The sequence below is a fragment of the Streptomyces sp. NPDC057474 genome (assembly GCF_042802555.1).
GTDB lineage: Bacteria > Actinomycetota > Actinomycetes > Streptomycetales > Streptomycetaceae > Streptomyces.
Genome location: NZ_JBHVDX010000033.1, coordinates 18648 through 38096, shown reverse-complemented (window position 1 = coordinate 38096; position 19449 = coordinate 18648). Strand labels below are relative to the sequence as shown.

General features: G+C 70.1%; 18 protein-coding genes and 1 pseudogene. 9 read left to right on the top strand and 10 right to left on the bottom strand.

What is annotated here, in order from left to right; all coding sequences use genetic code 11:
- Positions 1–12: 12 nt before the first annotated feature.
- The 3 genes from ACFU53_RS12645 to ACFU53_RS12635 all read right to left on the bottom strand — a co-directional run bounded on the left by ACFU53_RS12645 (position 13) and on the right by ACFU53_RS12635 (position 3801).
- On the bottom strand, positions 13–591 hold the full coding sequence (locus tag ACFU53_RS12645; protein ID WP_383989905.1) for a TerD family protein: 579 nt from the start codon (positions 589–591) through the stop codon (positions 13–15).
- A 170-nt stretch (positions 592–761) separates the two neighbouring features.
- On the bottom strand, positions 762–2891 hold the full coding sequence (gene uvrB / locus ACFU53_RS12640) for an excinuclease ABC subunit UvrB (protein WP_383989902.1): 2130 nt from the start codon (positions 2889–2891) through the stop codon (positions 762–764).
- Positions 2892–2931: 40 nt separating this feature from the next.
- Positions 2932–3801 (bottom strand): MHYT domain-containing protein, encoded by an 870-nt coding sequence (locus tag ACFU53_RS12635; RefSeq protein ID WP_383989899.1) that lies wholly within the window; start codon positions 3799–3801, stop codon positions 2932–2934.
- A 279-nt stretch (positions 3802–4080) separates the two neighbouring features.
- Here ACFU53_RS12635 and ACFU53_RS12630 point away from each other — a divergent pair, with 279 nt between their 5' ends.
- Together ACFU53_RS12630 and ACFU53_RS12625 are read left to right on the top strand one after the other, a co-directional pair.
- Positions 4081–4950 carry a glycerophosphodiester phosphodiesterase gene (locus ACFU53_RS12630; protein WP_383989896.1) on the top strand — a complete coding sequence of 290 codons (870 nt, stop codon included), beginning with the start codon at positions 4081–4083 and terminating at the stop codon, positions 4948–4950.
- Between the two features lie 87 nt (positions 4951–5037).
- Entirely contained in the window at positions 5038–5592 is a 555-nt protein-coding gene (locus tag ACFU53_RS12625) for a methylated-DNA--[protein]-cysteine S-methyltransferase (RefSeq protein ID WP_383989893.1), read from the top strand.
- Positions 5593–6051: 459 nt separating this feature from the next.
- Here ACFU53_RS12625 and ACFU53_RS12620 read toward each other — a convergent pair whose 3' ends face one another.
- Entirely contained in the window at positions 6052–6480 is a 429-nt protein-coding gene (locus ACFU53_RS12620) for a VOC family protein (protein ID WP_383989890.1), read from the bottom strand.
- 99 nt (positions 6481–6579) lie between these two features.
- Here ACFU53_RS12620 and ACFU53_RS12615 point away from each other — a divergent pair, with 99 nt between their 5' ends.
- Complete coding sequence (locus ACFU53_RS12615) at positions 6580–7485, top strand: pseudouridine-5'-phosphate glycosidase (protein WP_383989887.1); 906 nt, start codon at positions 6580–6582, stop codon at positions 7483–7485.
- A 1-nt stretch (position 7486) separates the two neighbouring features.
- On the top strand, positions 7487–8389 hold the full coding sequence (locus ACFU53_RS12610) for a carbohydrate kinase family protein (RefSeq protein ID WP_383989884.1): 903 nt from the start codon (positions 7487–7489) through the stop codon (positions 8387–8389).
- A 222-nt stretch (positions 8390–8611) separates the two neighbouring features.
- Here ACFU53_RS12610 and ACFU53_RS12605 read toward each other — a convergent pair whose 3' ends face one another.
- The gene (locus ACFU53_RS12605; protein WP_383989881.1) at positions 8612–9409 is read right to left on the bottom strand and encodes a methyltransferase domain-containing protein; all 798 of its coding nucleotides are present in this window, start codon (positions 9407–9409) and stop codon (positions 8612–8614) included.
- 260 nt (positions 9410–9669) lie between these two features.
- Here ACFU53_RS12605 and ACFU53_RS12600 point away from each other — a divergent pair, with 260 nt between their 5' ends.
- Entirely contained in the window at positions 9670–10797 is a 1128-nt protein-coding gene (locus ACFU53_RS12600; RefSeq protein ID WP_383989878.1) for a magnesium and cobalt transport protein CorA, read from the top strand.
- A gap of 26 nt (positions 10798–10823) precedes the next feature.
- On the opposite strand, the gene ACFU53_RS12595 is transcribed toward ACFU53_RS12600, so the two are convergent.
- The 3 genes and pseudogenes from ACFU53_RS12595 to ACFU53_RS12585 form a co-directional block, all read right to left on the bottom strand.
- The gene (locus ACFU53_RS12595) at positions 10824–11252 is read right to left on the bottom strand and encodes a CBS domain-containing protein (protein ID WP_383989875.1); all 429 of its coding nucleotides are present in this window, start codon (positions 11250–11252) and stop codon (positions 10824–10826) included.
- 138 nt (positions 11253–11390) lie between these two features.
- A pseudogene (locus ACFU53_RS12590) lies at positions 11391–11785 on the bottom strand (PPOX class F420-dependent oxidoreductase).
- Positions 11786–11861: 76 nt separating this feature from the next.
- Positions 11862–12503: a uridine kinase gene (locus ACFU53_RS12585; RefSeq protein WP_383989872.1), complete on the bottom strand. Its 642-nt coding sequence runs from the start codon at positions 12501–12503 to the stop codon at positions 11862–11864.
- Between the two features lie 92 nt (positions 12504–12595).
- Here ACFU53_RS12585 and ACFU53_RS12580 point away from each other — a divergent pair, with 92 nt between their 5' ends.
- From ACFU53_RS12580 to ACFU53_RS12570, 3 genes are all read left to right on the top strand, one after another.
- Complete coding sequence (locus tag ACFU53_RS12580) at positions 12596–13279, top strand: DUF2293 domain-containing protein (protein ID WP_383989869.1); 684 nt, start codon at positions 12596–12598, stop codon at positions 13277–13279.
- Between the two features lie 188 nt (positions 13280–13467).
- Complete coding sequence (locus tag ACFU53_RS12575; protein ID WP_383989866.1) at positions 13468–13947, top strand: DUF1772 domain-containing protein; 480 nt, start codon at positions 13468–13470, stop codon at positions 13945–13947.
- A gap of 148 nt (positions 13948–14095) precedes the next feature.
- The gene (locus ACFU53_RS12570) at positions 14096–15583 is read left to right on the top strand and encodes a glutamate synthase subunit beta (RefSeq protein ID WP_383989863.1); all 1488 of its coding nucleotides are present in this window, start codon (positions 14096–14098) and stop codon (positions 15581–15583) included.
- Between the two features lie 203 nt (positions 15584–15786).
- Here the strand turns inward: ACFU53_RS12570 and ACFU53_RS12565 are convergent, their stop codons facing one another.
- Positions 15787–16356: a carboxymuconolactone decarboxylase family protein gene (locus ACFU53_RS12565; RefSeq protein ID WP_383989861.1), complete on the bottom strand. Its 570-nt coding sequence runs from the start codon at positions 16354–16356 to the stop codon at positions 15787–15789.
- A 41-nt stretch (positions 16357–16397) separates the two neighbouring features.
- Between ACFU53_RS12565 and ACFU53_RS12560 the strand changes: the two genes are divergently transcribed.
- Positions 16398–17807, top strand: a complete 1410-nt coding sequence (locus tag ACFU53_RS12560; RefSeq protein WP_383989858.1) for a PLP-dependent aminotransferase family protein — start codon at positions 16398–16400, stop codon at positions 17805–17807.
- An 810-nt stretch (positions 17808–18617) separates the two neighbouring features.
- Here ACFU53_RS12560 and ACFU53_RS12555 read toward each other — a convergent pair.
- A complete protein-coding gene (locus tag ACFU53_RS12555) occupies positions 18618–19433 on the bottom strand; it encodes an SAM-dependent methyltransferase (protein ID WP_383989855.1) in 816 nt (271 codons plus the stop codon).
- Between the last annotated feature and the right edge of the window lie 16 nt (positions 19434–19449).

Here is a 19449-nt window from a genome sequence, read left to right as displayed (position 1 = left end):
CGTCGTGCTTGCCTACAGGACCGGCAGGATCGTCGGCATCAGGTCCTGGAAGGTGCGGCCGTTGGCGGGCGAGCCGATGGCGGTCATCTGCCAACCCGTGCCCGCGCGGTGCACCTTGGCCATGATCTGTGCCGTGTACTGGCCGCCGCCCGCGAGGGTGTAGCGCGCGAGCTCTTGGCCGTTGGTCTCGTCGACCAGTCGGCAGAACGCGTTCTGCACTTCCTGGAAGGTCTGGCCCGTGAAGGAGTTCACGGTGAAGACGATCTGGTCGATGTGGACCGGGATCCGGGCCAGGTCGACGAGGATCGCCTCGTCGTCGCCGCCCTGACCCACGCCGCCGACCAGGTTGTCGCCGGTGTGGCGGACGGAGCCGTCGTCGCTCACCAGGTGGCGGAAGAAGACGACGTCGACAGGCTGCTTGTCCGCGAACAGCACGGCGGAGGCGTCGAGGTCGATCTCACGGGTGCGGGAGCCGAACAGGCCGCGCCGGGGGGCAGCCTGCCAGCCGAGACCCATGCGTACCGCGGTCAGGCTGCCTCCGTCGTTCTTCTGCAGACTGATGGCCTGACCCTTGGTCATGTTGACGGTCACGCGCTGATTCCCCTCTCGAACTGTCCCCTGTTTCCGCGGAGTCCGCGGATGTGCAGCACCTTACGCAGCGGCACTGACATTGCCGCAGCCTGTGTCGCACTTTGTGTCGGTCTTGCAACACAGCGCGCCCGCGCCGGGGTGCGCCCCCTCCCCCGGTGCCTCCGGGACCGTCAGGCCAGGCCCGCCTCCCTCATCTGCCGCAGCTCTTTCTTCATCTCGGAGACCTCGTCGCGCAGCCGGGCGGCGATCTCGAACTGCAGATCGGCGGCGGCCGCGCGCATGCGCTCCGTCATCTCCTCGATCTGCTGGGCGAGGTCGGCCGCGGGGCGGTCGGTCGGGACGGTCTCCTTGGCCTTGCCCTTGGCGGACTTGGCCGTCCTGCCGCCGAGGGAGGGCACGGGGGCCTTTGCGCCCTTGCCGTCCTTCCCCTGGCGGTAGCCCGTGCCGAGCAGTTGCTCGGTGTCGACGTCCTCGCGGGCGATCCGCGCGACGATGTCGTTGATCTTCTTGCGGAGCGGCTGGGGGTCGATGCCCTTCGCCTTGTTGTACGCGACCTGCTTCTCCCGGCGCCTGTTGGTCTCGTCGATGGCCTTCGCCATCGCGGGGGTGATCTTGTCGGCGTACATGTGGACCTGGCCCGACACGTTGCGCGCCGCGCGGCCGATGGTCTGGATCAGCGAGGTGCCGGAGCGCAGGAAGCCCTCCTTGTCGGCGTCGAGGATCGCCACCAGGGAGACCTCGGGGAGATCGAGGCCCTCCCTGAGGAGGTTGATGCCGACCAGGACGTCGTACTCACCGGCGCGCAGCTCACGCAGCAGCTCGACGCGGCGCAGGGTGTCGACGTCGCTGTGGAGGTAGCGGACCTGGATGCCGAGCTCCAGGAAGTAGTCGGTGAGGTCCTCGGCCATCTTCTTGGTGAGGGTGGTGACGAGGACGCGCTCGTCCTTCTCGGTGCGCTTGCGGATCTCGTGCACCAGGTCGTCGATCTGGCCCTCGGTGGGCTTGACGACGACCTCGGGGTCGACCAGGCCGGTGGGGCGGATGATCTGCTCGACGTGGCCGTCGGAGCGGGACAGCTCGTACTGCCCGGGGGTCGCCGAGAGGTAGACCGTCTGTCCGACGCGCTCCTGGAACTCCTCCCACTTCAGGGGGCGGTTGTCCAGGGCGGAGGGCAGCCGGAAGCCGTGGTCGACGAGGGTCCGCTTGCGGGAGGCGTCGCCCTCGTACATCGCGCCGATCTGGGGCACGGTGACGTGGGACTCGTCGATGACGAGGAGGAAGTCGTCCGGGAAGTAGTCCAGCAGCGTGTTCGGCGGGGAGCCGGGGTCTCGGCCGTCGAAGTGCATCGAGTAGTTCTCCACACCGGAGCAGGAGCCGATCTGGCGGAGCATCTCCAGGTCGTACGTGGTGCGCATGCGCAGCCGCTGGGCCTCCAGGGGTTTGCCCTGCTTCTCCAGCTCCGACAGGCGCTCCCCCAGCTCCTTCTCGATGTCGTTGGCGGCGCGCTCCAGGCGCTCGGGGCCGGCGACGTAGTGGGAGGCCGGGAAGACGTACAGCTGCTGGTCGTCGCTGATGATCTCGCCGGTGAGGGGGTGGAGGGTGGAGAGGGCCTCGATCTCGTCGCCGAACATCTCGATGCGGACGGCGAGCTCCTCGTAGACCGGGAAGATCTCGATGGTGTCGCCGCGGACGCGGAAGGTGCCGCGGGTGAACGCCAGGTCGTTGCGCGTGTACTGGATGTCCACGAAGCGACGCAGCAGTTCGTCCCGGTCGAACTCTTCGCCGACCCTGAGGGGGACCATGCGGTCCACGTACTCCTGTGGTGTACCGAGGCCGTAGATGCAGGAGACCGAGGCGACCACGACGACGTCGCGGCGGGTGAGCAGCGAGTTGGTCGCGGAGTGGCGCAGGCGTTCTACCTCCTCGTTGATCGAGGAGTCCTTCTCGATGTAGGTGTCCGACTGCGGGACGTAGGCCTCTGGCTGGTAGTAGTCGTAGTACGAGACGAAGTATTCGACCGCGTTGTTCGGCAGCAGCTCGCGGAACTCGTTGGCCAGCTGGGCGGCCAGCGTCTTGTTCGGCGCCATCACCAGGGTGGGGCGCTGGAGCTTCTCGATCATCCACGCGGTGGTGGCGGACTTGCCGGTGCCGGTCGCGCCGAGCAGGACGACATCCTTCTCACCTGCTCCGATGCGCTGGGCGAGCTCGGCGATGGCCGTGGGCTGGTCGCCGCTCGGCTGGTAGGGGCTGACGACCTCGAGGGGCGCCACCGTGCGTTCGATCTTGGAAACGGGCCGCATGGAATCCACCGTACGACCCCGCACTGACAACGGGCTCCGATCAGCGGTTCTGCGGGGTGCGGGAACTGCGCTCGCGGTGTTCCTGGTCGGTGCGGGAATCCTGGTGTCGACAGGTGTGCGCGCTGGGCTGGGCCGGGATGCCGGGCCGCCGCTCGACCGGGTTCCCGTGGAACCTGCCCATGATCATGAAGGGGTCGAACATCACGACGACGCCCGCGAGGAGCAGGAAGACCAGCGGTCCGATCATCAGCGGGGCGAGCAGGGCGGCGGACGAGGAGCCGTCGGCCGGGGCGGGGTCGGCGGCGCTGTGCAGATGAACACTGAGGGCGGCCATGCCCGTGTAGTGCATGCCGCTGACGGCGATCCCCATGACGAGGCTGGCGCCGACGCTCCACAGGAAGCCGCGGACCTGTCCGGCGGCCCACAGGGCGGCGATCGCGGCCACCACCGCGATGACGACCGAGGCGGCCACGGTGAGGGTGTTGTACCCGAGCGTGCCGTTGAGGCGCATTCCGGCCATGCCGAGGTAGTGCATGGAGGCTATGCCGAGGCCGGTGATGGTGCCGCCGGTGAAGAGCGCGGCCCCGGTCGCCCCCTTGGAGCCGACCATGAAGATCCCGATGCCGACCATGACGATCGCGACGGCGAGACTCGCGAACGTGGTCAGCGGGTCGTAGGAGATCGGGGTCTGCAGGACCTCGAACCCCATCATCGCGACGAAGTGCATGGTCCAGATGCCGGAGCCGATGGCCGCCGAGCCCAGCGCGAGCCAGCCGATCCGCCAGCGGCCGTCGACGAGCATCGATCTGGTGGTGCAGCGCAGGCCGAGCGCACCACCGAGGCAGGCCATGAGATAGGCCACCACCGGTGTGACGAGTCCGTAGCTGAAGCCGTCGACCGTGCCCTGCATTCGCGGCTGCCTTTCCCGCCCTGTCGCGTCACTGGATTCCCTGCAATGCCCCCAGCCCCAGGACCGCCACAACGGTCAGGGTTGTCGCAGAGAGTATGACCCCCACCGGAATGGTCGAACGATTTTCCGGCAAAGAAACACGGCCTTGCCCCACTTGTGCGGTGCCCGTGAGCGGACTTGGGCAACTCCATTCAATTCGTGGCCATCCTGCACCCTCCTGCCGTTGACCCTCTGCTGTCACTCTTGAGCTGACCGTGATCGATGACGCGAGGAGTACGCATGCACGTGCGCGCAGTTGCCGCCGCGACCACAGCGTTCATGGGGGCCGCCGTGCTCCTGCTCCCCACTTCCGCCGCCCATGCGGCCGCCTACGCCGACAATCCGCTGGTCGTCGCGCACCGCGGAGCTTCCGCCTACGCGCCCGAGAACACCCTGGCCGCCGTCGACAAGGCCGACGAGATGGGCTTCGACTGGGTCGAGAACGACGTCCAGCGCACCAAGGACGGCAGGCTCGTCGTCCTCCATGACGCGACGCTGACGCGGACGACCAACGTCGAGGAGCTCTATCCGGAGCGCGCGCCCTGGAACGTGGCGGACTTCAGCGCCGCGGAGATCGCGCGCCTGGACGCAGGCAGTTGGTTCAGCAGCGGCTACGCGGGCGCGCGCGTGCCGACGCTGGAGCAGTACATGAGGCGCGTGTCACGCAACCACCAGAAGCTCGTCCTGGAGATCAAGAACCCCCAGCTCTACCCGGGCATCGAGAAGCAGACCCTGAAGGTCCTCAGCAACGAGGGCTGGCTCGGCCCGGCGCACCTCGAAAAGCTGGTGATCCAGAGCTTCAGCGCCGACACCGTACGGTTGGTCCATGAACTGCGCCCGGCCGTGAAGACCGGCTTGCTCGGCACCCCGGACATCGCCGACCTGCCCGAGTACGCGACGTTCAGCGACCAGATCAACTCCTCGTACACGACCACCTCCGAGTCCTACGTCGCCACGATCCACGCGCTGGAAGGTCCGCACGGGAAGCCGCTGGAGATCCTCACCTGGACCGTGAACGACGCGGTCAACGCCCGCCGGGTGGCGGGCTACGGCGTGGACGGCATCATCACCAACAAGCCGGACGTGGTCAGAGAGGCCACTCAGGGCTGACGAGGCGGTCCGAAGTCCCGGTGGCGTGCGTTCCGGGGCGGAGCGCACGCCACGGTCGTTGTCAGTGGGGGCCCGTACGGTGGTCCCATGAACAGCCATGCGCAGGACGAGCAGCAGGTCGTGTGGGCCGTCGTCGGCACGGACATCGGTCCGCTGCTGCTGGCCGCGACGGACGACGGCCTGGTGAACGTCGTGTTCCATGCCACGGACGCGGTGCGCGAGAAGACACGCGACCGGCTCGCCTCCCGCCTCGGTACCACCCCCGTGGAGGCCCCCGACGCGCCGCAGCTGGCCGAGGCGATACGTCAGGTCGAGGCGTACTTCGCGGGCGAGCGGCGCGACTTCGAGCTGCCGCTGGACTGGTCGCTGATCTCCGGGTTCAACCGCCAGGTGCTGCGCGAGCTGGCGTCCGGCGTCTCCTACGGCTCGGTCGTGGGCTACGGCGACCTCGCGCGGCGCGTGGGGCAGCCGGGCGCGGCCCAGGCGGTCGGAGTCGCGATGGGGGCGAATCCGCTTCCTGTGGTGGTGCCGTGCCACCGGGTGGTCGAGAGCGACGGCGGCATCGGGGGGTTCGGCGGCGGGCTGGAGACGAAGCGGAAACTGCTGGCACTGGAAGGGGTGCTTCCGGAGCCCTTGTTCTGAGATGGCCTGTTCCGAGGTGGCCTGTTCCGAGGGCCCTGCCTCGAGGAAACCCTGCTTCCAGGAGCCTCTGTTCTGAGGCGGCCATGGGTGGACTTTGTGCGCCCATGAAGTGGCCTGTGGACGTGAGGCGACGAAGGCGAGCGCGGTGGCGCGAATCGGTCATCCGTTGTCGTTCCGCCATGCGGAGGCTGGCCGGAAACCGCTCGCGGGAGCAGACTCCGCCGTGCGCACAGCCTCCGGCATCCGGTGTCGGAGCCGGAGGAACGGCGATCACGCATGAGCGGCAACATGGCAGTGGCGTAACTCGATCCGGGTGCGGTGGGGGTCAGGACCACCGACCACCCGACGTTCGAACTCCAGGACGGCGGGGGGTGTCTCCGAGAACGTCGGCAGCAAGTGCCGGCACGGGGTCGTTCTGAAGGCACGCGCGTGCGTACACCCTACGGCTACGTCCCCGCGCTACTCGTAGTGGCGTGCCTCGAACACGTTGCCGTCCGGGTCCCGGAAGTAGAAGCTGCGCCGGGCCGTCCCACGTGCGCCGAAGGAGTCGTACGAGAAGTCCGAGACGAGGACCTCCCGTTCCTCGAGACGGGTGCGCAGTTCGTCGAAGGCCTCGCCGGGCAGGGCGAGGCAGACGTGGTTGACCGGGTGGCCCGCGCTGGCGGCGGCGCCGGGCAGCATTTTCATGGTCTCGGCCACGGCGAGTGGCATGAGATCGAGGATGGTTTCGTCGTTGAGGCGCACGGAGGGGAAGGGAGCCTGTCCCGCCGCGTATTCGCTGACCCTCACGGGCTCCAGGCCGACGGCCTTCTCGTAGAAGTCGGCCGCGGCGATCGGCTCCTGGACCCAGAGAACGACATGGTCGAGACGTGTCGTGTTGTCCTTCATGCTCCTCAGGCTGGTGTCCTGCACCACAGCGCGCAAGGGTTTGACCGGGCGCGCCGTCCGCCAGGGATGAGGGAAGAACGACAGACAGGAGGCAAGCGCGTGCTGGTGGTGTCCGAAGAGGTGCGGGAAGCGGTCGACGCGCGTCGGCCCGTGGTGGCGCTGGAGTCCACGATCATCGCGCACGGGCTGCCCCGCCCGCGCAATCTGCAGGTGGCGCTGGAGCTGGAGGAGGTCGTACGGCAGGAGGGCGCCGTACCCGCGACGATCGCCGTGCTCGACGGGCGGCCTCACATCGGCCTCGACAAGAAGCAGGTGGAGCGGGTCGCGAACGAGGACGGTATCCGCAAGCTCGGGCACCGGGATCTGGCACTGGCGGTGGCCTCGGGGGTGAGCGGGGCGACCACCGTGTCGGCGACCGCCCAACTGGCGGCCCTGGCGGGCGTACGGGTGTTCGCGACGGGCGGGCTCGGGGGCGTGCACCGGGAGTGGACGGTGACCCAGGACGAATCCGCCGACCTGGGACTCCTCGCACGCACCCGGATCACGGTGGTGTGCGCGGGCGTGAAGTCGATCCTGGACGTCCCGGCGACCTTGCAGCGCCTGGAGACGCTGGGTGTCGCGGTCGCCGGGTACGGCACGGAGCGCTTCCCCGGCTTCTATCTGGCCGACTCGGGTCATCCGGTGGAGTGGACGCTCGGGTCGCCGGGCGAGGTCGCGGACGTCATGCGGGCACAGGACGCGCTCGACGGCCCGGAGTCGGCGCTGATCGTCGCCAACCCCGTGCCGGAGGAGGAGCAGCTCGATCCCGAGCTGCACGCACGCGTGCTCGCCGAGGCGCTGCAGGCCTGCGAGGCGGAGGGTGTCACGGGGCAGGCGGTCACACCGTTCCTGCTGGGCTATCTGGTGCGGCACACCGACGGCGCCTCCCTGAGTGCCAACCTGGCGGCGGTACGCGGCAACGTACGGCTCGCGTCACGGATCGCGGCGGCCTGGGCCGGGGCGTGACGTGAGCGGAGCGCTGCTTGTCGTGGGGGACGTCGTCACGGATGTCGTCGCCCGGCACCGCGGGCCGCTCGCACCGGGCACCGACACTGCCTCCGCGATCCGGTCGCTGCCGGGCGGGGCGGGTGCCAACGTGGCCTGCTGGGCGGCCCATCGGGGCTGCGCGGACGTGCGGTTGCTCGGGCGCGTGGGCACGGACGGGGCCGCGTGGCACGAGCGGGAGCTGCGGGCTTCGGGAGTGCGACCCCACCTGGTCGTAGATCCGGAGGCGGCTACCGGGACGGTGATCTGCCTCGTGGACACGGGCGACGCGGCCGAACGCACGTTCCTCACCGACAGCGGCGCCTCGCTGCGGCTGGACCCTGACGACTGGTCGCCGTCCCTGCTCGACGGGGTCGCGCGGCTGCATCTGTCGGGCTATCTGTTCTTCTCGGAGCCGAGTCGCGCGCTGGTCTCGGTGGCCCTGGAGTCGGCACACGCGCGGGGAGTGCCGGTGAGCGTCGACCCGGCGTCGGCGGGGTTCCTCACGCAGCTGGGCGTGGACCGTTTCCTCGCGCTCGCCGAGGGCGTCGATGTGCTGCTGCCCAGCCGCGGCGAGGCGTACCTGCTGACCGGACTGCCCGATCCGGCGGACGCGGCGGCCAAGTTGAGCCGTCTCGTTCCCCTGGTCGTGGCCAAGCAGGGGGCCGACGGCGCCCTGGTCGCCCGCGGGGGCAGCGTCGAGGCGCGGATTCCGGCGGTTCCCGCCGCGCCCCGCGACACCACCGGCGCGGGCGACGCCTTCACGGGGGCGTTCCTGGCCGCGCTGCTCGGGGGCGCGGATGCCGAGGAGGCGGCGGCGGAGGGGTGCGGGGCGGGGGCGCAGGCGGTGGAGAGGGTGGGCGGAAGGCCGCCGGCGGCCGGCTGAGGTCGATGACCGGGACCGGTGGAGACCTGTGACCGGGCCGACTGAGGCCGGCAACCCGTGGGCGGCTGAGACCTGTGGCGTCAGTCGTGCGGGCCCGGGGCGTCGGCGTGCGGCGTCGTGACGTCGAACGTGCGGGCGCCCGGCATCGGCCATGCGTCACCGCGACGTCGACCGGGCGGCTGGGCGCCCGCGCACCGCCACGGGGCAGGGCAGGACGTGCCGCTACGCCTTCCGTCCCCACGCCGAGATCAGGGGCGGGGCGGCGATGTCCATCGCGCCGGCGGCCACGTTGGCCAGATGCCGGTCGATCTCCTCCTCCGTGGCGAGATTCGCCGTGACGAGCGCTTCGCGGACCCGCTCGACCGTCGTCGACTCCAGGGCGGCGCAGGCCGGTGAGGCGACGGGGAAGTACGCGTCGGCCTCCACACCGCGCAGTCCCGCCGCGCGCAGCAGGCGCGGGAGTCTGCGGCCGTGCGCCGGGTCGATTCCGCGTTCGGCGAGCAGTGCGCGGACGGCCTGGCGGAGCCGGTTGGCCAGTTGGTGCTCGGGGCCGGATTCCTCGAGGCAGGCCAGGGGCTGGAGGGCGGGGTCGGCGTCCTCGATCAGGAGCCGTCCGCCGGGACGCAGAGCCTTGATCATCGACAGCAGCGCCCGCTCGCGGTCCGGCGCGTGGGCCAGGGTGAGCCGGGCGTGGACGAGGTCGAAGCCGTCCCCCGGCGACCGGTCGACGCCCACGTGGTGGACGAGTGCCTCGACCGGAGGGCGGGTGACCGAGGGGACGGCCCAGGAGATGTCGGTGTCGGTCGCCATGACCTTGCCGGTCGGTCCAACCTTCTTGGCCAGCCAGGAGACCACGGATGTGCCGCCCGCGCCGACCTCCCAGCAGCGCCAGCCGGAACCCAGTCCGAAGCCCTCCATGTGCCGGAACGTCGTGGGGTCGAAGAGTGTGGCGAAGGCGTCGGGGCCCTGCCCCGTCTCGGCCTGCCGGTGGTCGAGGAGATACCCGTCGGTTCGCATCATGCCGAGATCATCCCATTTGACCGACTTATCACTAATAGCGACGCTCCCGCAGTCCGTGAGGTCGCCCCGGCACTGACCGGATCGGAACGGAACGATCGGAACGGAACGACCGGGCCGGAACGACCGAACCGACTGAGACGTCCACAAGCGAAGCGGAACATTCCGTTCCCACAGCCTTACCCGGCACTCATTCGGCCCTGGCAAACTGACGCGACAAGGCACGAAGTGCGGTGCGAGGAGATCCACGCAAGGAGAGCCAGATGTCCATGGCAGGGAATCTGCGGAAGGTCACCGGCCTTGACAAGGTCGGCGGCCTCCGCAGGATGGCACGACTGGCACGACGCCGTCCTCGCGTCGACCTCAGCCATCCGGCCCGCTCCCCGCTGGGCACCGCGGTGGTGAACTGCGTGACGTACCACAAGGGCGTCCGCTCCCCCGGCGGCCGCGATGTCATCGAGGCCGTCAAGCAGGTCCGTAAGCATGACCACGGCTTCGTCTGGCTGGGGCTGCACGAGCCGACGCAGCGGGAGTTCGCCGGCATCGCCGAGCTCTTCGACCTGCACCCGCTGGCCGTCGAGGACGCGGTCGAGGCCCATCAGCGCCCGAAATTGGAGCGCTACGGCGACACACTGTTCGCGGTGTTCAAGACGGTCTGCTACGTCGAGCACACCGAACTGACCGCGACCAGCGAGGTGGTGCACACCGGCGAGATCATGGTCTTCGTCGGCACCGACTTCGTGATCACCGTACGGCACGGGAGGCACGGCTCGCTCGGCCCGCTGCGCGAGGAACTGGAGGCGAACCCTGAGCAGTTGGCCAAGGGACCGGCCGCGGTGCTGCACGCGATCGCGGACCATGTGGTCGACGACTATCTGAGCGTCACGGACTCGGTCCAGACGGACATCGACCAGGTGGAGACGGATGTGTTCGCCGCGAGCGGCGCGCGCGTCGACCCGGGGCGCATCTACCAGCTCAAGCGCGAACTGCTCGAACTGAAGCGGGCGGTGGCCCCGCTCGCCCGTCCGCTCCTGGAGCTCACCTCACGGCCGATCCGGGTGGTCGAGCCGGAGATACAGGCCTACTTCCGGGACGTCTCCGACCACTTGTTGCGGGCCACCGAGCAGATCGCCGCGTTCGACGAACTGCTGAACTCGATCCTGCAGGCGCATCTCGCTCAGGTCAGCGTCGCGCAGAACGAGGACATGCGGAAGATCACGGCGTGGGCGGCGCTGATCGCCGTGCCGACCATGGTGTGCGGGGTCTACGGCATGAACTTCGAGCACATGCCCGAGCTGCACTGGAAGTTCGGCTACCCGCTGGTCCTGGGAGTCATAGCCACCGGCTGCATCACCCTCTACCGGGGATTCAAGCGCAACGGGTGGCTGTGACTCCCGGAGCAGGGAGGTGCATCGGGTCAGTGTGTCGTGCTCTTCGCGTAGACGCTCTCGACCCAGGAGGCGATCTGGTCGTCCGACAGATGATGGGCCAGATCGGCCTCGCTGATCATGCCGACGAGACGCTTGTTGTCGATCACCGGGAGCCGACGGATCTGGTGCCCCTTCATCTCCTCGAGCACCTCGCTGATGTCGGCGTTCGCGTCGATCCAGCGTGGTGTGCCCTTGGCCAGCGCGCCCGCCGTGATCGTCGACGGGTCGTGGCCCAGGGCGACACAGCCGACGACGATGTCGCGGTCGGTGAGGATGCCACAGAGCCGTTCGTTCTGGTCGCTGATGGGGAGTGCTCCGACGTTCAGCTGGCGCATCAGCTGGGCGGCGCGGTCCAAGGTCTCGTGGGCGGGGATCCACTGGGCGCCGCGGTGCATGATTTCTCCGGCGGTGGTCATGTAGTACCTCCCGGTGCCGGACGGCCGGCGCGGCGCAGGACGCACCGCTAGTCCCGGCGCCCTACATTCTTGCCGCGACCGGGGTGAAGCGCACTCGGAAGGGCACGCGCCCCGCCCCTCGCCGGACACGGGTGTGGCTCAGGCGGCGAAGTGGACGATCCGCTCCGGGACGACCCGGATGATCACGCGGACCTCGTCGTCCTTCTCCGCGGGAGGGTCGATGCCGAGGTACTTGTGCGAGAGCTCGTGCGGTAGGCGTTTGTCCTCGTCGGGGAGTATCTCGGCGGTGCCGCGGATCTCGACAGAGGTGTAGGGGTTGGTCAGGTCGAAGACCGAGAGGCTGACGCGCGGGTCCCGCTGTACGTTGCGGCCTTCTGGCGACCGGCGGTCGAGGAGAAGAGGACGGCGTCGCCCTCGCGTTTGATCCAGACCACGGAGTTCTGGGGAGCGCCGGTGGGGCCGAGAGTGGCGACGCTGGCGAAGTTCCTGGCGTCGAGCAGTTCACGGACGGATGCGTCGAAGGAGATCGTCATGGCTTGCAGGATAGTTATATGCGTGCACATGTAAAAGCGTTCTGATGATCCGGGGCTTGCCGGGATTCCCCGCCCGTCAGCCGTTCCAGGCCGGGTGCCTTGGGTCGTCGGCGCGCACCAGGACGTCGGCGGTGGCGGCCGGGCCCGTCTCGGTCTCGTAGCGCTCGAAGGCGGGGAGGATCCAGTGCTCGTCCCCAGGGGTGCGGCGGCGCAGCGCGCCCGGTGAGAGGAGGACATGAACGGTCAGATCGAAGGGGAACCAGTGCTTCAGGAGGAGGGGGCCGTGCGTGAGCAGGATCGCGCCGGGCGGGAGTTGGACGTAGGGGCTGCGGGTCGCGCGGTCGGTGATGGGGTCCCAGAGGTCGGGCAGGACCTGGCCCGTGCCGCCCGGATCGAGCGGGCCGAAGACCTCGCGCCACAGGGCGGCGGTGTCGAACCAGCCGTCGTAGTACGCCTCCACGTCCTCGTGGCCGTACTCGAACCGCAGCGACGCGGGCCGGAGGAACCCCTCGGTGCCCACGACGAGCGAGGACCGGCCGCGTATGCGCAGCGCCTCCGACACCCGGGCGGCGAGGTCGCCCGGGCGGGCGGCCGGGGCGCCGTCGAAGGCGATGCGCGGCCAGGGCGAGCCGTCGTCCGGCTTCAGGTCGAGGAGGCGGTCGGCGAGGAGGTCCCCCAGCCGTTCCCAGGTGATCGCTTCGAATCGCACAGGGCCCATGATGCCGTGCACGGCGCACCGTGCCCGAGCCGGTCGGGAGGCCGGTCCGACGGCCACGTGACCATGCGGCCACCAGGGGGAATGAACCGCGTATGGCAGCGCTCGCTACTCCCCCGCCCCGTACCGGACTTGTCGTCGTGCAGGCACTCAGGAAGAAGCACTGCGCCGAGTGCCGGAGCGGCCCGGTGGCGCTGCTGGTGCTGGAGGAGGGAGCGCCGCGCTGCCTCGACTGCGCGGACCTCGGGCACCTGGTCTTCCTGCCCCGGGGTGACACCGCGCTCACGCGGCGAGCCCGGGAGGAGAGTTCGCTGTCGGCCGTGGTCGTACGGTTCAACCGGCGCCGGAGCCGGTACGAGCGGCAGGGCGTCCTGGTCGAGGAGACGGCGCTCACCCGCGCCGAGGAGCGATGCCTGGCGGACGCGGAGGCACGACGACGCCGCCGGATGCGGGACGCACGGCGGCGGGCCACGGAGGACGTGCGCTTCACGGACGCGTTCGCCACGGAGATACGACGCCTGTTCCCCGCGTGCCCGCCCGAGCGGGCCCTGGAGATCGCCGCCCACGCCTCGTTGCGCGGCAGCGGTCGCGTCGGTCGCAGCGCGGCGGGACGCGCTTTGTCGCAGATCGCGGTGACCTCGGCGGTCATCGCGTCCGTACGGCACGTGGACACACCGTACGACCAGCTACTGATGACCGGCGTGCCCCGGCACGAGGCGCGACGACGGATCGCGGGGGTGGTGGAGACGACGCTGCGGGGGTGGCGGGGGGTGGAATGAAGGGGGAGGGGAGGGGCGAGGAGGGGGAAGCCTCCCGGGACAGCAGTTGCCGGGGTCGGGGTTGGACGTTCGCATATGGAGTTGCATATCTCAGCCATGGTGACTGTGGCCGTACGTATGTTCACTTGTGGTGACGGTAGGCGGGATGCAGCATCTTTTGGATTCGGGGGATCGAGGTGGGAGCGGACATGATCGATGGGCCGTACTTCGTGCTGACGGTGCTGGGCCTGCTCGGGACAGGGATCGTGGCGGGCGTGTTCTGCGGGTTCTCGACGTTCGTGATGAAGGGGCTGGCGTCCTTGCCACCCGCGCAGGGCGTGGCGGCGATGCAGGCGATCAATGTGAGCGCTCTGACGCCGGCGTTCATGCTCGTGTTCGCCGGTACGGCGGTGCTGTGCGCCGTGCTGGCCGTCGTGACGTTCGTGCTGTGGCCGGAGGAGGGCAGGGGGGAACTGCTGCTGGGCAGCGCGCTGTATCTGTTCGGCTGTTTCGGGGTCACGATGGTGGCGAACGTGCCGCGCAACGACACGCTCGCCAAGCTGGACGCGGGTACGCCGGAGGCCGCTGCGTACTGGCGTGAGTACGTGAGCCAGTGGACGATGTGGAACCACGTCCGGATGGTCGCCTCGGCCGCCGCGGCCCTGTCATATCTGCTGGCGCTCGCCTGAGGCGGGGGCGGCGTATCGTGGCGGGAAGAGAGTGCCGCCCAAAGGCGTACGCGGCGCGCTTCGCGCCCTGCGCCGCACGCCCGATCCGAGTCCGCCCGGGGTGTACGGCCGTGCCCGTACGCGTACGCCATACGTGAGGGAGACGGCCATGGCCGATCCCAAGGGTTTTCTGACCACTTCACGCGAGGAGTGGCCCCGTCGGCCCGTGGAGGAGCGGGTGCGGGACTGGGACGAGGTGTACGTTCCCGGGGCGCTTCTGCCGATCATCAGCAAGCAGGCCGACCGCTGTATGGACTGCGGGATCCCGTTCTGCCACGACGCCTGTCCGCTGGGGAATCTGATCCCCGAGTGGAACGACCTCGTGTCGCGGGAGGACTGGCGGGCGGCGAGCGACCGGCTGCATGCCACGAACAACTTTCCCGAGTTCACCGGGAGGTTGTGTCCCGCGCCCTGTGAGGCGGGGTGTGTGCTGGCGATCAATCAGCCCGCGGTGACCATCAAGAACGTGGAGGTGGCCATCGCGGACCGGGCCTGGGAGGACGGTTTCACGCCGCCGCGTCCGCCCGATCGGCTGTCCGGGAAGACGGTCGCCGTCATCGGTTCCGGGCCCACCGGGCTGGCGGCGGCGCAGCAGTTGACGCGGGCCGGGCACACGGTCGCCGTGTATGAACGGGCCGACCGGATCGGGGGGCTGCTGAGGTACGGGATCCCGGCGTTCAAGATGGAGAGGCGGCATCTGGACCGGCGGTTGGAGCAGATGCGGGCGGAGGGCACGAAGTTCCGTACGTCGACCGCCGTGGGGCAGGACATAGGAGCGGTTGAGCTGCGGGCCCGGTACGACGCGGTGGTGATCGCCACGGGGGCCACGGCCTGGCGGGAACTGGACGTGCCCGGAAGGGAGTTGGACGGCGTCCACCAGGCGATGGAGTATCTGCCGCTGGCCGACCGGGTGTGCGAGGGGGACCTGGAGGTGTCGCCGTTGTCGGCGGCCGGGAAGCATGTCGTGATCGTCGGGGGTGGTGACACGGGGGCGGACTGTCTGGGAACGGCGGTACGGGAGGGGGCCGCGTCCGTGACCCAGTTGGACATCTATCCGCTGCCGGAGGCGGAGCGCGACGAGGACGCCGAGCCGTGGCCGACGTATCCGAAGGTCTACCGGCTCTCGGCGGCGCACGAGGAGGCGCGCGACCTTCGGTCGGCGCCGGCGGCGGACGCGGACGCGCGGCTCTTCGCGGCGTCCACGCTCCGCTTCACCGGGGACGAGGCGGGGCATGTACGGGCGTTGCACCTGGTCGAGGTGGACGAGCGGCGGCAGGCCCGCCCCGGTACCGGGCGGACGCTGCCCGCCGACCTCGTCCTGCTCGCCCTCGGGTTCTCCGGGCCGGACCGCCACGACGGGCTCATCGAGCAGTTGGGGCTGGCCCTGGATCCGCGCGGTCCCATCACGCGGGGGTCGGACTTCACGACGAACGTGCCCGGCGTGTACGCCGCCGGGGACGCCGCCCGTGGGCAGTCCCTCATCGTCTGGGCGATCGCGGAAGGGCGGGCGGTGGCCGCCGCGGTCGACAACCGACTGACCGGGGCGGACCGCCTACCGGCACCGATCGGACCGTACGACCGGCCCATGACGGCGTAACCGCTGCGCGCGGGGCAGGAACGCTGGCATCGGGCTACGGCCGGTGCGGCACCGCCGGGTTCCGCATCGGGCTACGGCCGGTGCGGCACCGCCGGGTTCGCGTCGTCGGGATGATCACCATTGCGGCGAATGAAGTGACCGGAGTCGACCAGAAGTTCTGGCGGTCGTCCGGGCGGCGGTGCCGTTGGCTGGGTTCGTCGGTTCTAGCGGTTGTCCGTGCCTGCTTGCTTGGCTGTGGAGAGGGCTATGCGGTTCCACGTGTTGATCGTGAAGATCAGGGCGAGGACGTGGGCCAGTTCGGTGTCGTCGAAGTGGGTGGCGGCTTCGGCGTAGATGTCGTCGGGGACGCCACCGTCGGCGACGAGTGTGACCGCTTCGGTGAGGGCGAGGGCGGCCTGTTCGCGGGCGGTGAAGAAGTGCCGGGCCTCGCGCCAGACCGGGATCATGTGGAGCCGGTCCTCGCTCTCGCCGGCCTTGCGGGCGTCGTTGGTGTGCATGTGGAGGCAGTAGGCGCAGTGGTTGAGGTGGGAGGCGCGGATCTGGATCAGTTCGACCAGGGCCGGGTCGAGGCCTTCGCGGGCCGCCGCGTCGAAGCCGATGAGGGCGCGGAAGACGTTCCGGGCGGACTTCGCGAAGTCGAGGCGGGGGGGTGCGGCTGCCGGGGCCGTCGGGGACGCACTGCTGTTCGTCGCCGCGTCGGTCGTTGCGTCGGCCGCCGGGTCGGTCGTTGCGTCAATCGTCGTGTTCGCTGTCGTGTCCGTCGTCATGACCATGAATCTATGGGGTGGAAAGACCTGCCGTAGGGTGCATTTTCATGGTGAATTCATGGGTCAATTCGGCGGAGCGGATCGGGGCCGATCTGCATCTCGAACTGTCCGGTGGGGGTGGGCGGCGGGCGGCGTTGATCCGGGCGCTGCGGGATGCGGTGCGCGGTGGTCGGCTGGCTCCCGGGACGCGGTTGCCCCCGTACCGCTCGCTCGCCGCGGACCTGGGCATCGCGCGCAACACGGTCGCCGACGCGTACGCGGAGCTGGTCGCGGAGGGCTGGCTGACCGCCCGGCAGGGGTCGGGCACGCGGGTCGCCATGGGGGTACCGCTGGGCGCCCCCGCGCGCGTACCCCGCAAGGCGCCTCCACGCGCGCGTGGGCCTCGGCACGATCTGCGGCAGGGCACGCCGGACGCGTCGGCGTTCCCGCGTGCGGCCTGGGCGGCGTCGTATCGCAGGGCGTTGACGCAGGCGCCCAACGAGGCGTTCGGGCCGGGTGATCCGGCCGGCCGGGTCGAGCTGCGGGAGGCCCTCACCGAGTACCTGGCACGCGCGCGTGGCGTGCGGACCGAGCCCTCGCGGATCGTGATCTGCTCCGGTTTCGCGCACGCGCTGCGACTGCTGTTCCACGGCCGGGTGCTGCGGGGACCGCTGGCCGTGGAGTCGTACGGTCTGGGCTTCCATCGGGAGCTGCTGTCGGCGGCCTCCGTACGGACGGTTCCGCTGCCGCTCGACGAGGACGGTGCCCGCGTGGACGGGCTGGGCCGGGAGCGGGCCGTACTGCTCACGCCCGCGCACCAGTTCCCCACCGGCGGGCCGCTGCATCCCGTCCGGCGGGCCGCTGTCGTGGACTGGGCACGCGCGCGTGGCGGGCTGATTCTGGAGGACGACTACGACGGGGAGTTCCGCTACGACCGCAAGCCCGTCGGGGCCGTGCAGGGTCTGGATCCCGAGCGGGTCGTGCACATCGGCTCGGTCAGCAAGAGCCTGTCGCCGGCGCTACGGCTGGGGTGGATGGTCCTGCCGGAGCGGTTCGTCGACGCCGTACTGGAGGCGAAGGGCGAGCGGGAGGCGTGGGCGAGCGTGCCGGAGCAGCTGGCGCTCGCGGACTTCGTGATATCCGGGGCGTACGACCGTCATGTGCGGCGTATGCGGCAGCGGTACCGGGCGCGGCGGGACCGGCTGGTCGCCGCCCTTGCCACGCACGCGCCGCACATCGAGGTCACCGGGATCGCCGCCGGGCTGCACGCCGTGCTGCGGCTGCCGCCCGGGACCGAGCGGTCCGCGGTGAAGGCGGCGGTCTGGCGGGGCGTCGCGCTCGACGGGCTGGCGGAGTTCCGGCACCCCGAGGCGACGGGGGACGCGCCGGACGGGCTTGTCGTGGGGTACGCGACGCCCCCGGAGCACGCGTACGGGGCGGCGGTGGAGGCGCTGTGCGGGGCGCTTCCGCCCAGTTGAGCGGCCTGCGACGGTAGGCGGGTCGGGGCCGACGGTCTGGTTGGCCGGGAGGCGGCTCCCGGTCGGCAGTGAATCGGCGGCGGTGGATCATTGGTGCCAGGAGGTACGTCACCGCTGCCGCCGTAGGCACACCCACAATCCTGCGCGGTCATCTGCTCCTATTTTTCGTTCCGTCGTCAGGCGTAGGGCCCCTCCCCCGCGACACCCCCGGCTCGGGTAGCGTCCGCCACCCCCTCGACACCCCCGGCTCCCGAACGTTCCGCAGCCCCCACGACATGCCTTGCAGGAGTTGCAGGTCAGGCTGGTGCGGGAGGCGGCGCGCAGACTGCTCGTGCGGGGTGTGCTGAGCGAGGCCCGGCAGGCGGGCCGGCACGCAGGGCGCGCTCGCCCGGCTCCGGCAGACGCACACGCACACGCACACGCACGAGCAGGGCGACCGTTTCACTGGCTGGAGGACCCGGCGAGTCGTACCTATGTCTTCGTTCTCGTACTGATGGCGCCTCGCCGAACAGTTGGCCGTGCTGACCGCTCCCGACCGCGCAGCCGCTGCTCCCGTGGTCGCGGTGAGCCGCCTCGTCGACCCACCGCGCCGCATCTGGTCGCACGTGTAGGCGCCGACGTCACCACGGCGTACGAGGCGCGCACGGCGCTCGAAGGCGCACGACCACGCTCGCAGGCGCGGCACAGCGCGTGAATGACGACACGACGCATGAATGCGCGACACGACGCATGAATGCGCGACGACGCATGAATGCGCGGCGCAGACCCAGGAGGCCTGCGCCGCGCTTCATGCGACCGTCCGGTGAAGCCCTACGGCTTACGCGCCACCGCCCCGTATCCCGGAATGACCCCGTCGTCCTGGCCGGGGACCGGCTCGCCGAGTTCGGGGTGCCAGTGGTGGGGCACCTCGACGCCGGGGTCGACCAGTTCGAGGCCGTCGAAGAAGCGGGTGAACTCCTCGCGGGAGCGCAGGGCCAGCGTGACGCCCGCGGCCTTGAGCTTCTCCGTCGCCGCCTTCGACTCCTCCGGGCTGAAGTCGGCGGTGGCGTGGGTGACGACCAGGCAGCTGCCGGAGGGCAGTTCGGACATCAGCCGCTGGACCAGGGCGTGCGCGCCGTCCTCGTCGGAGACGAAGTGCAGCAGCGCGATCAGCGAGAGCGCCACGGGCCGACCGAAGTCCAGCACCTTCTTGGCGCCCTCGATGACGGCGTGCGGGTCGCGCACGTCGGCCTGCAGATACTCGGTGCGCCCCTCGGGCGTACCGCGCAGCAGGGCCGCCGCGTGGGCCAGCACGATGGGGTCGTTGTCGCAGTAGACGACGCTCGCCTCGGAAGCGACCCGCTGGGCGATCTGGTGCAGATTCGGCTCAGTCGGGATACCCGTGCCGATGTCGAGGAACTGCCGTACGCCGTTCTCCGCCAGCCAGCGCGTGGAACGGTGCATGAAGGCACGGTTGACCCGCGCCATCACCGGCACCCGGGGGTCGAGGGCCAGCATCTGCCTGCCCATCGCCTCGTCGACGGGGTAGTTGTCCTTGCCGCCGAGGTACCAGTCGTACATCCGCGCGGGATGGGGTCGGCTCGTGTCGATCTCGACGGGGGGACGCCCGCTCATGACGAACTCCATAAGAATCTGCGGCAGT

Coding starts and splice junctions, on each gene's coding strand:
- uvrB (WP_383989902.1), bottom strand. CDS start 2,891: ATGCGGCCCGTTTCCAAGATCGAACGCACGGTGGCGCCCCTCGAGGTC.
- ACFU53_RS12635 (WP_383989899.1), bottom strand. CDS start 3,801: ATGCAGGGCACGGTCGACGGCTTCAGCTACGGACTCGTCACACCGGTG.
- ACFU53_RS12630 (WP_383989896.1), top strand. CDS start 4,081: ATGCACGTGCGCGCAGTTGCCGCCGCGACCACAGCGTTCATGGGGGCC.
- ACFU53_RS12625 (WP_383989893.1), top strand. CDS start 5,038: ATGAACAGCCATGCGCAGGACGAGCAGCAGGTCGTGTGGGCCGTCGTC.
- ACFU53_RS12620 (WP_383989890.1), bottom strand. CDS start 6,480: ATGAAGGACAACACGACACGTCTCGACCATGTCGTTCTCTGGGTCCAG.
- ACFU53_RS12605 (WP_383989881.1), bottom strand. CDS start 9,409: ATGATGCGAACCGACGGGTATCTCCTCGACCACCGGCAGGCCGAGACG.
- ACFU53_RS12600 (WP_383989878.1), top strand. CDS start 9,670: ATGTCCATGGCAGGGAATCTGCGGAAGGTCACCGGCCTTGACAAGGTC.
- ACFU53_RS12595 (WP_383989875.1), bottom strand. CDS start 11,252: ATGACCACCGCCGGAGAAATCATGCACCGCGGCGCCCAGTGGATCCCC.
- ACFU53_RS12585 (WP_383989872.1), bottom strand. CDS start 12,503: ATGGGCCCTGTGCGATTCGAAGCGATCACCTGGGAACGGCTGGGGGAC.
- ACFU53_RS12580 (WP_383989869.1), top strand. CDS start 12,596: ATGGCAGCGCTCGCTACTCCCCCGCCCCGTACCGGACTTGTCGTCGTG.
- ACFU53_RS12575 (WP_383989866.1), top strand. CDS start 13,468: ATGATCGATGGGCCGTACTTCGTGCTGACGGTGCTGGGCCTGCTCGGG.
- ACFU53_RS12570 (WP_383989863.1), top strand. CDS start 14,096: ATGGCCGATCCCAAGGGTTTTCTGACCACTTCACGCGAGGAGTGGCCC.
- ACFU53_RS12565 (WP_383989861.1), bottom strand. CDS start 16,356: ATGGTCATGACGACGGACACGACAGCGAACACGACGATTGACGCAACG.
- ACFU53_RS12560 (WP_383989858.1), top strand. CDS start 16,398: ATGGTGAATTCATGGGTCAATTCGGCGGAGCGGATCGGGGCCGATCTG.
- ACFU53_RS12555 (WP_383989855.1), bottom strand. CDS start 19,433: ATGGAGTTCGTCATGAGCGGGCGTCCCCCCGTCGAGATCGACACGAGC.